Origin of the sequence: Leifsonia sp. NPDC102414 (assembly GCF_044765685.1) — a bacterium.
Classification (GTDB): Bacteria; Actinomycetota; Actinomycetes; order Actinomycetales; family Microbacteriaceae; genus Leifsonia.
Genome location: NZ_JBIWKN010000007.1, coordinates 24,475 through 36,755, shown reverse-complemented (window position 1 = coordinate 36,755; position 12,281 = coordinate 24,475). Strand labels below are relative to the sequence as shown.

17 protein-coding genes are annotated in these 12,281 nt (G+C 72.2%); 9 read left to right on the top strand and 8 right to left on the bottom strand.

The window, feature by feature from the left end; all coding sequences use genetic code 11:
- Positions 1-57: 57 nt before the first annotated feature.
- The gene (locus tag ACIRCZ_RS19190) at positions 58-453 is read left to right on the top strand and encodes a hypothetical protein (RefSeq protein ID WP_402856165.1); all 396 of its coding nucleotides are present in this window, start codon (positions 58-60) and stop codon (positions 451-453) included.
- Positions 454-462: 9 nt separating this feature from the next.
- On the opposite strand, the gene ACIRCZ_RS19185 is transcribed toward ACIRCZ_RS19190, so the two are convergent.
- Entirely contained in the window at positions 463-726 is a 264-nt protein-coding gene (locus tag ACIRCZ_RS19185) for a DUF6372 family protein (protein WP_402856162.1), read from the bottom strand.
- 30 nt (positions 727-756) lie between these two features.
- A complete protein-coding gene (locus ACIRCZ_RS19180) occupies positions 757-1,071 on the bottom strand; it encodes a hypothetical protein (RefSeq protein ID WP_402856159.1) in 315 nt (104 codons plus the stop codon).
- Between the two features lie 148 nt (positions 1,072-1,219).
- On the opposite strand from ACIRCZ_RS19180, the gene ACIRCZ_RS19175 reads away from it, so the two are divergent.
- Positions 1,220-2,053, top strand: a complete 834-nt coding sequence (locus tag ACIRCZ_RS19175) for a hypothetical protein (RefSeq protein ID WP_402856156.1) — start codon at positions 1,220-1,222, stop codon at positions 2,051-2,053.
- Positions 2,054-2,166: 113 nt separating this feature from the next.
- Here the strand turns inward: ACIRCZ_RS19175 and ACIRCZ_RS19170 are convergent, their stop codons facing one another.
- The 6 genes from ACIRCZ_RS19170 to ACIRCZ_RS19145 all read right to left on the bottom strand — a co-directional run bounded on the left by ACIRCZ_RS19170 (position 2,167) and on the right by ACIRCZ_RS19145 (position 6,365).
- The gene (locus ACIRCZ_RS19170; protein WP_402856153.1) at positions 2,167-2,661 is read right to left on the bottom strand and encodes a hypothetical protein; all 495 of its coding nucleotides are present in this window, start codon (positions 2,659-2,661) and stop codon (positions 2,167-2,169) included.
- A 71-nt stretch (positions 2,662-2,732) separates the two neighbouring features.
- Entirely contained in the window at positions 2,733-3,521 is a 789-nt protein-coding gene (locus tag ACIRCZ_RS19165) for a hypothetical protein (protein WP_402856150.1), read from the bottom strand.
- Positions 3,518-4,123, bottom strand: a complete 606-nt coding sequence (locus ACIRCZ_RS19160) for a DUF4326 domain-containing protein (protein WP_402856147.1) — start codon at positions 4,121-4,123, stop codon at positions 3,518-3,520. Before ACIRCZ_RS19160 ends, ACIRCZ_RS19165 begins: the two co-directional genes overlap by 4 nt.
- Positions 4,124-4,146: 23 nt before the next feature.
- Positions 4,147-5,103, bottom strand: coding sequence for an AAA family ATPase (locus tag ACIRCZ_RS19155; RefSeq protein ID WP_402856144.1), 957 nt, complete (start codon positions 5,101-5,103; stop codon positions 4,147-4,149).
- Complete coding sequence (locus ACIRCZ_RS19150) at positions 5,100-5,546, bottom strand: hypothetical protein (RefSeq protein WP_402856142.1); 447 nt, start codon at positions 5,544-5,546, stop codon at positions 5,100-5,102. Before ACIRCZ_RS19150 ends, ACIRCZ_RS19155 begins: the two co-directional genes overlap by 4 nt.
- A 210-nt stretch (positions 5,547-5,756) precedes the next feature.
- Positions 5,757-6,365 carry a hypothetical protein gene (locus ACIRCZ_RS19145; RefSeq protein ID WP_402856139.1) on the bottom strand — a complete coding sequence of 203 codons (609 nt, stop codon included), beginning with the start codon at positions 6,363-6,365 and terminating at the stop codon, positions 5,757-5,759.
- A 235-nt stretch (positions 6,366-6,600) separates the two neighbouring features.
- On the opposite strand from ACIRCZ_RS19145, the gene ACIRCZ_RS19140 reads away from it, so the two are divergent.
- The 7 genes from ACIRCZ_RS19140 to ACIRCZ_RS19110 all read left to right on the top strand — a co-directional run bounded on the left by ACIRCZ_RS19140 (position 6,601) and on the right by ACIRCZ_RS19110 (position 12,221).
- Positions 6,601-7,056: a hypothetical protein gene (locus tag ACIRCZ_RS19140; protein ID WP_402856136.1), complete on the top strand. Its 456-nt coding sequence runs from the start codon at positions 6,601-6,603 to the stop codon at positions 7,054-7,056.
- 180 nt (positions 7,057-7,236) lie between these two features.
- On the top strand, positions 7,237-8,463 hold the full coding sequence (locus ACIRCZ_RS19135; RefSeq protein WP_402856133.1) for a hypothetical protein: 1,227 nt from the start codon (positions 7,237-7,239) through the stop codon (positions 8,461-8,463).
- Positions 8,464-8,469: 6 nt separating this feature from the next.
- On the top strand, positions 8,470-9,105 hold the full coding sequence (locus ACIRCZ_RS19130) for a hypothetical protein (RefSeq protein ID WP_402856130.1): 636 nt from the start codon (positions 8,470-8,472) through the stop codon (positions 9,103-9,105).
- Entirely contained in the window at positions 9,102-9,689 is a 588-nt protein-coding gene (locus tag ACIRCZ_RS19125) for a hypothetical protein (protein WP_402856127.1), read from the top strand. Before ACIRCZ_RS19130 ends, ACIRCZ_RS19125 begins: the two co-directional genes overlap by 4 nt.
- The gene (locus ACIRCZ_RS19120) at positions 9,686-10,069 is read left to right on the top strand and encodes a hypothetical protein (RefSeq protein ID WP_402856124.1); all 384 of its coding nucleotides are present in this window, start codon (positions 9,686-9,688) and stop codon (positions 10,067-10,069) included. Before ACIRCZ_RS19125 ends, ACIRCZ_RS19120 begins: the two co-directional genes overlap by 4 nt.
- Entirely contained in the window at positions 10,066-11,091 is a 1,026-nt protein-coding gene (locus ACIRCZ_RS19115) for a hypothetical protein (protein ID WP_402856121.1), read from the top strand. The genes ACIRCZ_RS19120 and ACIRCZ_RS19115 overlap by 4 nt, the downstream gene beginning before the upstream one ends.
- A complete protein-coding gene (locus tag ACIRCZ_RS19110) occupies positions 11,088-12,221 on the top strand; it encodes a hypothetical protein (protein ID WP_402856118.1) in 1,134 nt (377 codons plus the stop codon). The genes ACIRCZ_RS19115 and ACIRCZ_RS19110 overlap by 4 nt, the downstream gene beginning before the upstream one ends.
- The last annotated feature ends 60 nt before the right edge of the window (positions 12,222-12,281 follow it).

The following is a 12,281-nucleotide window of genomic DNA, read 5'->3' as shown; positions in this document are numbered from 1 at the left end:
GGGACGACCTGGCGGCCGCACCCTTGCTACCCCAAGCCACCTGGGGAGGATGGGTGCATGACCTTCCAGTGGCAGACCCCACCGTGGCAGCGCCACATCGACTGCACGTACATGGCGGTGACGCTCACGGACGCGGGCGACCAGATCAGCATGGCGGCGTCGGCCGTGCGGGGAGACACCGCCACGGAGGCCCTGGCCGACCTACTCATGGGGCCCGGCAGCGCTGCCATCGCCGCCGCGGTGCTTCAGCCCGATCTCATAGGCGTCGTGGTTCGTGACGGAGTGGATGAGCTGTGGCTGACGCAGCCCCCCATTCAAGTGGCTGCCAGAGACACGGCCGGGGTGTGGGATGTCACCGTGGACGCGCCCCCGACCGAGGTGGTGACCTGGTTCTCCGCTACCGACACACGGCGTCTGCTCGCTCAGCTCCAGGACAGGTACGGGGCCGCATAGCCGGTACCCCTACTCGCTGAGCGGTGCGAGGGCGGTGTAGCAAGGGGCGCACACCGGAAGGGCGTCGGTGATGTCCGCCGGGTGTCCCTGACCCTCCACCCCTGGCGTGACCATGCGCAGCAGACGGCCCGGCTCCGCGGCCGCCAAGCATGTGCCCTCCCCGCCGTGGTAGAAGCGGCACACGCAGCGGCAGCCGCCGGGCCGGTGCTGTTCCCAGGTGAACAGCCAGATCTTCGTCAGGTAGAGCACGGGGTGCTCCGTCTCGCCTGCCATGCCGGAACGGTAGCGGCTCGCTCCCCGGGCCTACCGGCCGCCGATCGACCGGATCACCCCGGCCGCGTCCTGCTCGCCCCGCAGGGACACGTCCGTCGCGAGGATCGCCAGTTTCCCGGCCATCCCCATCAGCATGCTCGGCAGGATGCACTCCGGGTCGGAGCCCGCCGCGGCGATCCTGCCGAAGGACCGCTCCAGCTCGCTGGAGAACTCCGCCTCCAGGTCGGCGCCCTGCTGCTCGGGGGACCGCGCTTCGGGGACGGTGAGGTGTTCCATGCTGCGGTCGGCCATGAGGCAGGCCAGACGGGTGCACTCCTCATCGAGGGCGGCCATGTCGACGTACACGCGGGACTCCTTCGCCGGTAGCTCAGGTCTCCTGCATACCGGATGGCACCGCCAGTGCGCCGCGAACGGGCCCGAGTTGGGGCAACGCGCCGCCAACTCACCCCAGAAACTCACCTCTTAAGAGGTGAGTTTCAGCTAGGATGGAGCCATGCCTACCGAAGCCGTCGCCGTCATCCCCGAGCCCGCGCCCGCCCCGTCCCTGGAGATCGTGCCCGACCCGCCCGCCGAGGTGACGGTCGCGAAGATCGCAGCCGGAGTCACCTCCGCCCTGGTGGACGCGTGGGACGCGATCCGCGCCCGCCACAAGGACGTCCCCGAGGCCGTCATCAGCATGGCCACCGGCGGCCGCGCGAGCGCGGTCGAGCTGGCCCACTTCGCGCCCCGCCGGTGGAAGCTGCGCGAGGGCGACGAGCGCCACCACGAGGTGTTCGTCACCGCCGAGTCGCTCGCCGACGGTGCCCCCAAGGTCTTCGGGTACCTCCTGCACGAGGCCACCCACGCGGCCAACGAGGCGCGCGGCGTCAACGACTGCTCCGCCAGCCAGTACCACAACAAGGAGTTCCGGAAGACGGCCGAGGCCATGGGACTCGTCCAGCGCGCCGACGTCGGCGAGAAGTGGAAGAAGAAGTACGGCTTCGCCGGTACGGAGCTGGGGGAGGAGGCGGCGAAGACCTACGCCAAGGAGATCGCCGCACTCGACAAGGCGATGCACGCCACCCGCACCCCCGACCTCTTCGCCACCCGCACCCGAGGCGGCAGCGGGAGCAAGGGCGGGACCACCGACGACACGGACACCGCAGACGCCGGCGGGGACGACGAGGCGCCGACCGGGAAGAAGGAGAAGGAGGACCGCAACTACGTCAAGGCGGTCTGCCAGTGCGAGACGCCCGCGGTCATCCGGGTCTCCCCGAAGACGCTGGAACGCCGCAACATCATGTGCGGCGACTGCAAGGAGAACTTCGCGCCGGAGGAGTCCGCCTGAGAGAGGTGGTCTATCTGGCCAGATAACCCGCGGGCCCCGGCGGTCCCCTTCAAGGGGAGCCGGGGCCCGCGTCGTTGTGCGTCCGCGCCGCCGTGGTCGACCAGGTGCAGCGCCTACGGCAGGGGGGTGTCCTCCCCGCCGGCGGGCGGCTGCGCCACCACGGTGTCGCGGCGAGCGTCCCAGCCGGTGCAGTGCGTCGTCTCCCGGCCGTCCCGCTCGTACCGGACCTTGATGTCCCACACGGGCCAGGTGCCGAGCGGGCGCGGGCCGCGCTCGATCGCGAGGACCTCGTACGCGCTCGCGGCGTCGCCGTGGTGGTACCGGCCGCCGACGACGCGGGGGCCGACCTGGGTGGCGATCCACTCCTCGTAGGTCATCTCGAACCCCTCCTCGCGGTCACCCAGCAGCTCGGCGGGCATCGTGTTGCCGCACTCGGTGCAGTCGCCGCGGCCGGAGGGGTTGACGGTGCCGCAGGTGGCGCACGACCAGGACGGACGGCCGCAGTCGTGGCAGGCGTCGTACGTCGCCGGATTGTCGGCTCCGCACGTGCAGCCCCACGCCGTGCGCGAGCGCTTCGCGGCAGCAAGGTCGGTCTCGTAGGTACCCATGGGTCTCCTTCTCGTACGGGCCGGGAAGTCCCCGGCCCTGATCGTGGTCTATCTGGCCAGATAAAACGCGCCTACACGGCCCGCAGGCGGCGCGGGGAGCGGGCCGGGGGCGGGTTGCCCGGGTCGGGCCAGTCGTCTGCCGAGAGGCCCCACGAGGGCGGCTTCCAACTCGCCGCAGCGTAGTGCCGGTAGACGTCCTCCCACGGCGCCTTGAAGTACGCGGGCAGCAGGCCGCCGCGGTTCGGGATCGGTTCGGGCGCGGCCGCGTTCTGTTCGCGGACCTGCTCGGCGACGCGCTCGGCGTGGTCGACGTGCCGCTTGCAGAACCAGTGCGGGAGCACCCAGCCGGTGCGCGGGTCCAGCTCCAGCACCTTGTGGTGGGAGTCGGCGCCACAGATCCCGTGCTTGTTGCGGTAGTCGACCGGCGGGACGTAGCCCGGGCCGACGTGCACGACCGGTTCGGGCAGCGGCCGCAGCGGCACCGCGGCCTCCTCCTCGCCGCTTGTGGCGGGTCGGCGCGGCCGGTAGACGTACGGCCGCAGGCGCGGCGCCTCGCAGCCCGGAGCCTGCCCGGGGCCCCAGTCGGCCGCCGCGCGGGGCGGCTCGTAGCGGGGCGCGTCGTCGGCGACCAGGGCATCGAACCGGGGGCGTCCCGTGGCCGGGCTCCGGCCCAGCGCCCGGGCGGCGGTGCTCAGTACCCGCCCGGGCTCGCCGGGGGCGACGAAGAGGGCGTACGCCACGGCGAGCAGCAGCTCCCGCGCCGGCGGGGCGGCCCGCCGGTCGCCGAAGATGCGGTGCACGGTCTCCGCGTGCGCCTCCGCCCGGTCCAGGCGCGGGGCGTCGGCGTCCGCCGGGCTCACGCGAAGACCTCCACCAGCCGCACCCGCACCGCGTCCTCGTGCAGCCGCTGCCCCTTCAGGTAGTGGTTCCAGGTCCGGTTGTCGCAGCGCTGCGGGATGCCGTCGCCCGGGTCGAAGTCGACCAGGCAGTCGAGGCCCACGTCCTGCGTGAGGACGGCGGCCAGTTCGTCGGCGTCGTACATCGGCTCCAGGCCCTGGAAGGCGCGCTGCCGGTCGACCCGGACGCGCGTGGCGGCGATGCGGACCTCCAGGGCGAGCGGGGAGAGCGCGGCCCACTCCAGCAGCACGTCGCCGTGGCACGGCTCGCCGGGCTCGCACGGGCACGCCAGGTCCATGCCGCGCAGCTCCGGCAGCCGGGCGAGGATCTTCTCTCGGCGCCGGTCGCTCTCGTCAGCGGTCCAGTTGGCGCGGCTCCCGCGCAGCCACGGGCGGAACTCGGCGATGACGGTCTGCCGGGCCTCCGGCTCCTTGTAGCCGATGTCCATGGCGCCCGCGATGGTGAACGGGTTGCCGAAGTCGGAGGTGCGGTCCACGATCATGCACCGCTCGGGCTTGCGCCAACCGCGGTCTCGGCGGCGCTGGATACGGGTGCAGGTACGCATGGGATGCGGTCCTTTCTCGCTGGTCAGACGGCGGTCGGCCGCGCGTGGATCGGGATGTGGATCTCCCCGCCGCCGCAGTCGAAGTCGGACCACTGGTGTTCGGGGGCGAGCGCCCATCCGTTGTCCGTCGCGGCGCGCACCGTCTCCCGGATCGCTTCGGTCCTGCTGGCGTAGTCCCCGAGCGCCACGGACGCGAGCGGCAGTTCGAAGTCGGAGGTGTAGGTGTCCACCGAGGCCAGCCACCTCCCGGCCTCCAGGATCAGGAGGTGCGTGGCCACCAGACCGGCGCGGGCGGCGTGTTCGAGGTAGCGGGCGTGATCGGTCTGCATCACCAGCCCCTCGTACTCCGGGAAGAACTCGGCGAGGTCTCGGCGCGCTCCCTCGTCGCCCTCCTGCGCCTTGCGCAGTACGGCGACGGCATCCGAGATCCGCGCGGGGGCAAGGACGTCGCTGGACACGGTGGCTCCTGTCGAGGTGGGTTCGATGTGGTGCACGGCGGTGAAGCCCTCCCGGAGCAGGGCGTCCGGGGTGGCCTCTCGCGCGAGTTGGTGCTGCCAGCGCAGCGTGTCCGGCGGCACCTGCCGGTTGGGCGGCCGCTGCGCGTTGCGGGTCAGGCAGGTGTCGAGGTCGGGCAGGAAGCGCAGGGCGACGATGGGGCGGCTGTGCCGGCGGGCCCGCTCCACGAGCTGCGCCCGCACGTGGGGCTCCACGTTCGTGCTGTCGAGGAAGACCGTCGACCCGGCGCCCAGGTGGTGCTCCAGGAGGGCGTTCTGTCGTTCCACGGCGGCCGGGGTGACCGACTGGTCGCCCTCGTCCCCGCCGATCTCGCGGCGCAGAGAATCGAGGCAGACAACCGCATCGGCCGCCACGGTGTCGGCGTACGTCGACTTGCCCGAGGCCCCGGGGCCGACCGCGACCAGCAGCGTGCCGGGGGCCAGGTCGAGGGGCGGGACAACCAGGAAGCCCGCGGTTGTCGTCATCCCTGCCCCCCGGTCAGCCGCTCCACGGCGGCGGCGAGTTCGCCGCGCTCGGCGGCCTCGTCCGCCTCGGTCAGCCGCCGCAGGGCGTCCGCGACGGTCACCTTCGGGTCGACGCGGGAGGCCTCCGTGAGCGGCTGGTTCAGCGCCTCGTAGCCGGTGGCGTAGCCCTCGTGGTAGCGGCAGAGCTGGTTCGCCACCTCGCCGCAGGCCGGGCAGTTCTCCCAGTCGGCGGCGTCGTACGGCTCGATCTCCATGGGCACGTCGGCGGTGGCGGGCAGCTCCAGCGCGGCGTGCGGCCGGGCCACGCCGAGGACGCGCAGAGACCAGTCCTCGGGCAGCGCGCGCACCTTCATCGCGAGCGCGGCGGCCACGGCGGGCTGGTCCTCGGTGAGGCGCTGCCACAGCGTGTCCGCCGTGTTCAGCGCGTCGGGCGATAACGTCATGTCCGTTCCTTTCAAGGGGAGTTGGTCAGAAGGAGCGGCGCATCCAGGCGGGGAAGCCGCTCGCGCAGAGACGACAGCGGAGCCGTCCCAGCACCAGGGCCCACCCGGCAGCGGCCGCGCAGACGAAGTTCAGGTCCGTCATCCCGCAGCCGGTGCACTCCGGCTGTGCCGGACGGCTCACCGCAGCACCCCGCGCCGTCCGAGGCACGGTCAGCTCCTCGGGGTGTGGTCGTCGTCCTGGTCGTCGTCGGCCGGGAGCGAACCGCCGTCCACGTCAACGAACTTGACGTCCGGGGAGCCCTCCAGCATCGACGGGTCGGGCGTCCAGGACGCGGACGTCTTGCCCGCGCCGCCGGGGTGCAGCCCCGCCGCCCGGGCGGCCCCCTGAGTGAACGCGAGACGGGCGAGCGCCTCGCGGAAGACGGGCACGTTCCCCGCGTCCATCCGGTACGCGATGTTCTGGTGCCAGCTCGGGTTGTCCGGGTCGGACACCGGGTTGATCGGCGCCGGGGTGCCCTCCGGCCACCAGCCCTTCTTCACCCCGCGCGGGACGGCGCGGGAGAGGGCGACCGTCGGCCCGTTCAACCGGCCGACGACGGACCGGAGTTGGTCGGCGTCGAGGTAGCCGTCGCCGTCGAGGATGACCATTTCGGCGAACCGGCGGGCGCCGGCGGGGAGGGAGCGGAGGTAGCGTTCGGCGCGGTCGACGCTCCAGCCGGTCTGTACGGTGGCGACGGTCAGCTCCGCGCCCTGCTGCGCGGCGAGCGCGAGCACCTTTTCGGCGAACTCCTCGCTCGCACCCTCAATGGTGATCTTCACTGGAACCTTCCGACGGATTCTTACCCGGTTCTCCCGGGTCTCCATCGGCAGTGTGCCCCTCCGGACCCCCCTCCGTCTAGACCGGGGAGAATCTGGCAAGAATTCTGCACTCGTTCGGGCGATCCGGTAGCCGGGCGCTCATCGGCTCGGATAATGTGCCATATCCGAGGCGATAAACCGGACATGACGACAGGTCAGCGAACCGGCCCGCCGACCCGGAAGGAATCGAACGCCTGTGTCATCGACTCCGGAACCACCGCGGCGGTACGTCGTGGACCTCACCGCCGCCGACGGTGAGGCCGTCTTCGCGTTCCTCGTGCCGCGACTGCGCGCCCAGATGGACGAGCACTACGGCACCGCGACCTACAAGATGGGCTTCGCGCTGGACGCCATCATCCGCAGTGCGGAGCACACCGTCCGCCACCAGTCCCAGACGCTGGCCGCCGACAGCTTCCACGACGGCCGCGAGCGGCTGCGCTGCCTCCACGCCCTCCAGGACGCCTGGAACACGCTGTGGCGGGCCGTCTTCCCGTGGCGGGAAGAGGAGGGCTACGACCACGCCCGGTGGGTGTACGTCGAATACCACGACGCCGAGGACGCCGCGCGCTACGACGCGATGAAGGCGGAGGTCGACGCGGAGCTGCGGGCCGAAGAGGCGGCCGCCGCACAAGCCCCGGAGACCAGCCAGTGAGCGCCCCTGCGGCGGAGGCAACTCCCTTATGCCCCGGGCAGCTTGAGCTGTTCCGGGTGTGGTCCCGCCCGAGCGTCACCATCGACTACGCCCGCCCCGATGGCGGCCCGCTTACCGACGCCGACTTCGAGCACCTCGCCCGGATCGGCCGTACGGCTACCACCCGAAAGAGTGACTGACATGCCGTTGTCCGTACCGCTCCTCCTCGTGCCGGGAGAGCCGGACCGCTCCTACACCGTCCACCTGCACCGTGTGCGCTGGAGTGTCCCCAACGTCTCCGTGCCGCTCACCGCCGACCACCTCACGGAGCTGGAGGCCAACGCCCGCAGGTGCCTGCGGATGGTCTCCGAGTGCATCGCTGCCGAGCTGACCGACGCCGACGTCGAGGTCACCGAGAACCCCGACGGCTCCGCCGAGGCCGTGGCCCGTGTCCTGTGCACCGAGGACGAATGCGCCGCCGTCGCCGAGCGGTACCGTCGCGACGCCGACGAGGACGTCGAGGCGGAGGCCGCCCGCAAGTGGGCCGCCACCAAACTCCAGCACCAGACCGTGGAACTCCTGCGCCTGCGAGCCGAGTTGGAGAAGTTCGCGCCCGGCAAGACGATCGCATCGGCCAAGGACATGCTCGCCGCTGTGCTCGCCGTCCAGCACGAGCGCACCGGCGGTTCGACGGACCGCGTCGTGCTGATGGTGGACGAGGCGGCCCACCTGTTCCGGGAGACCGGGCTGTTCAACGACCAGAGCCCGGAGGGGGTACGTGCCGAGATCGAGCGCCTGATGCGCACCGGCCGCAAGCCGTACCCGACCGAGCCCGCCGGCGAGGCCTTCGCCCCCCACCACGTCGCGGACCTGGACGGCGCCGACAACCTCACGACGTGGGTGGCCCCGGCGCGCGGCTCCGCCCCGATGTTCACGACCGACGAGGCGCTGGACTACTTGGGGCGCCAGAACGCCACCGAGCTGACCCCCGAGCACCTGGTGCGCGAGACGCTGGAGGTGGCTCGCACCGTGGCCGTCGGCGGGGCCCCGAAGGCGAGCGTGATGCGGCTCGGGGAGCTGTCTCGCGAGGTCGCACGCCGCTGCGACGCGGAGCCGAACCCGCCGTGCCCCGCCGACTGCGAGCAGGACGAGGACCCCGGGCTCGCCCTGCTGCACCGCATCGGCTATCGGCCCCGCGCCGTACGCGTCGGTGAGGTCCGCGCCGCACGGGCGGGCGCCGGACGGGACTGGTCGTGGCGCACGCTTCCCGACGTCCTGCCGGACGACGATGACGACACCGCGGTCCTGGTCTACCGCGAGCCCACCCCGGGCCTCGCGCTGCTGGAGCACATCCGCACCGGCGACGAGAAGGCCGTGCAGAGCGACATCACCCTCCTGCTGCGCTGGCTCACCGCGGACGGGAAGTGACGGCTGATGAGTAGTTCCGACGCCATCGCCGCCCACCTGGACTGGCAGCCGTTCGCCCATCGGCAGGAGTGCGCCAAGCCCGTCTGGGAGGTCGCCCAGCAGACCGAGCCCGACAAGCGGCGCCCCCGCCGGGAAGGCCCGGAGCATGGATGCCCCAACGAGGAGTGCAGCCACCGCGACCACTACGACCTGATCACCCTGCGGGTGCTGTGCCGCTCCTGCGGCATCGTGCACCTGATCGGCGGTGAGGAGTACACCACCCGGACGACCACCACGGCGAGCACCGGCTACGGACAGCCCCCCAAGAAGGTGGCCGGGCTGTGGCTCTACCCCGGTCCGCCGCTGCTCGACTGGAAGGACGCCGGGCCCGGCGCCTACCTCTGCTCCCGGGAGAAGGTCGACCGGTTGTCGGAGGACGACATCGTCGGCGCCATCACCGAGGGCCGGGGCAAGCGCGGCGCCACGGTCTGGTACGCGGCCATCGGGCCCGACTTCCGCCCTCCCGCCCGCGGGCTGTCGGGCTACACGGTCTGGGCGAAGAACAGCGGTGACAAGCCGTTCGGCACCGTCGCCGCGGCGGCGAAGTGGGTGACGGCGGAGCTGGAGACGGCCGCCACCGATAAGGAGGGATCGGCCCAGTGAGCGGCAACCATGACGCTGCCATCGACGCCGTCAAGGAACAGCTCCCGTCGGCGACGCAGGTGTTCGCCAAGTGGCCGGCGGCGGTGCCGACCGGACCGTTCGCCCTCTACGGCGACGTCGACCTGTACCAGACCGGCGGGTTCGAGGACCCGCGCCTGGTGCTCTACACCGGGGTCAGCCGCCTGCCGACGCTGACCGTGGGCTGGTGCCTGTTCGGCGCTTCCCGCAACGTCCAGCCCGGCAAGGACAAGGACACCTTGCCGAGCGGTGCCCGGGAGGCCCTGAACGACACGACCGCGGTGCGCGCCTTGCAGCTCCTCGCGGTCGACCACCCGGAGACCGATGAGGCCGCGATCGAAGCGCTCACGGTCCCCGGGGTGACCCGCTCCCTGGTCGACCTCGCGTCGGCCGTCCACCAGGACCACGAAGGCCGGGCCGTCCCGTTCGGCTGCGAGGTCGGCACCTACGTCTACGCGTCCCACCACGGGCCCGTACGCGTGGGCACCGTCACCGCCGACGTGGTGCTGATCGGCAGCCCCATCTGGATTGCCAAGACCGAGACGAAGGAGGACCAGGACCAGTGAGCGCCAGGGACCAGATCGACGGCACGGCCGTCGTCACCACGTACTTCGAGGACCGGATCGCCGCAGCGGAGAAGGAGGTCGAGGCGGCCCGGACCGCGCTCGCCGCCGCCGAGGCCAAGGTCGAGCAGCGACAGACCGAGCGGGACACGTTCGTCCGGGACGGCTCCCTGCCCCCGGCCGCGTACAACAGCGACACCGGCCAGCCGGAATGGGAACTGTGCCAGTGGGCGCAGACCCGCAGCGCCCGTATCGCCTTCAAGGACCTGACTCCCTCGGGTGACACCGCCTTCAACCGGCTGCGCGCTGAGGAGAAGGCGGCCCACTCGTGGCTGCGCGAGCACGGCTACACCGTCCCTGCACCGTTTGGAGAGAAGGCATGAGCGAGGCACACACCGACCCGGACGCGATGTTCATGGCCGCCGAGACCCACCGCCCGGACGACGTTCCGGCCGGCACGCCGCTCACCTCCCTCGCGGAGAAGCGCTCCGAGGCCGGTCTGCGACTGCTGACCAAGCGCGACCGCGACCAGGACGCCGCCGTCAGCGACGCCCTGACGCAGATCGCGTTGGGCGAGGCGATCCGCCGGACCGTCCGTGCCCAGCGCGGCAGCACGGTCGCGGAGGCGCTGCGGCTCGGGGCGACGTGGGAGCAGGTGGCGGCCGCGCTCGACACCACCGAACTCGCTGCCGCCGACGACCTGCGGGTGTGGGCCGAGGGGCAGCGCACCCTCTACCACCAGCTCCTCACGGAGAACCCGGACAACCGGATCGGGCTGAACGACGACGCGTACCACGAGGTGATGCGCCAGGTGGCGTTCGCCCTGGGGCGGGCCGCGGTCGACGCCCGCGACACCCACGCGGAGCAGGCGCCCCGGCTGCGGGCGGCGGTCGCCGCGGCGCCGATGCTCGACACCGTCGGCGAGTTGCGGACCCTGCTGGAGCAGCTCCCCGGGGAGATGCCGTTGTCCCTGGACGACCACCACCGGGCCCTGCCCGGCGAGCCGGACCAGGTGCACACCATCCACCCCCGGCTGGTGGCCGTGGTCTCCGGGCTCGCCACCGAGGCAGAGAGCAAGCAGCCCGGGCTGATGCTCACCCAGGTGTACGTGCCCTTCCCCGCGGAGGACGAGGAGCAGGCCGCCGTCGCCACCCGCGACGACCTGCCCGCGTACGGCGAACTCCCCCGCGCGGCCCACTACCTGATGCGCGGCGAGCTTCGCCCGGGCCTCACGGACGCCGCCGAGGTGCTGGACGAGGTCGCCCACCTGGTGGGCGAAGTCGCGGCGGGGTATGTCGAGACCGGTTCGGACGGGTTGGCCGCGCTGGAGGTCGAGGCGGACCGGATCACCCACTCCGCAGCACGCGTCCGCAAGCTCGCCGACGAGGTGGAGGCCGCCAAGTGACAACCGCCGAGGAGTACGGGACCGCGCTGGAGCCGGTGGAGGTGGTCGACGCCGAGCTGGTGGACGACGACACCCCCGGCGCCGGCGAGGTCGCCGTACGCGACCCGGTGGCCGCCGTCCTTGCCGCACTGGACACGGACGCCAAGGAGCACCTGAACGACATCCGGCCGAAGAAGACCAAGGACGGCTACGAGCGGGACTGGGAGATCTGGGGGGAGTTCCACGACTGGCTCGCCGAGCGGACCGGCACCCGCCTGCCGCTCGGCAAGGTCACCGTGGGCACCTTCGTGTCGTTCGTGACGTACCTGGACCAGGTGGTCGAGGCGCCGCCGAACACGATCGAGCGCCGGATCACCGGCGTCACCTCGGAGGCCCGCAGGCACGGCTACACGGTGCCCAAGGAGGCCACCGAGGCGGCCCGGCGCGCGCTGAAGCCCCTCCGGCTGGACAAGCGGCGCCAACAGCGCGGCCGCGGCAAGGCCGCCGCCATCACCCCGAACGACCTGCGGAAGATGGCCAACGCACCGCGCGAGCGCGCACCCCAGCCCGGAGCCCGGCGGCAGCACACCATCGTGGTCTCGGACCTGACCCGGCTGCGGGACAAGGCGCTCAACTCCCTGAAGTTCGCGGTCGCGGGCCGCAACGAGGAGATGTCCGAGCTGGACGACCCGGACATCGAGGCCGTGGACGAGGGCCTGATGGTGCACGTGCCCTCGGTGAAGGGCCGCCCGGAGCGGGATGCACCCGTCACCTACGGCGAGGACATCGACACCTGCCCGGTGCGCTGCTGGCGCGCGTACCAGGAGGCCAAGTTGGCGGCTGGCGCCGTCCCCGGGGGACCGGCGTTCCTGCCCGTCGACCAGTGGGGCAACCAGGGCACCGCGCGCCTGTCGCCGGACGGGGTCGGCCGCGCCCTCGCACGCTGCGCGAAGTACGCGAGCCTGACCGGGCGCCGGATCACCGGGCACTCCGCCCGGCGTGGTCTGGTCACCACCGGCCGCAAGAAGGGCAAGCGCGTCGAGAAGCTGCGCCGTCAGGGCGGGTGGTCCGCCAATTCCCCGGTGTTCTGGGAGTACGTGGACGAGGGTGAGGCGTTCGAGGACGCAGCGACCGAGGGGATCGGCCTGTGAAGTCGGCTGCATCCCGCTCTGACGCCCGATTACGCCCGCTGGACGGCACAGGCCGCGGTG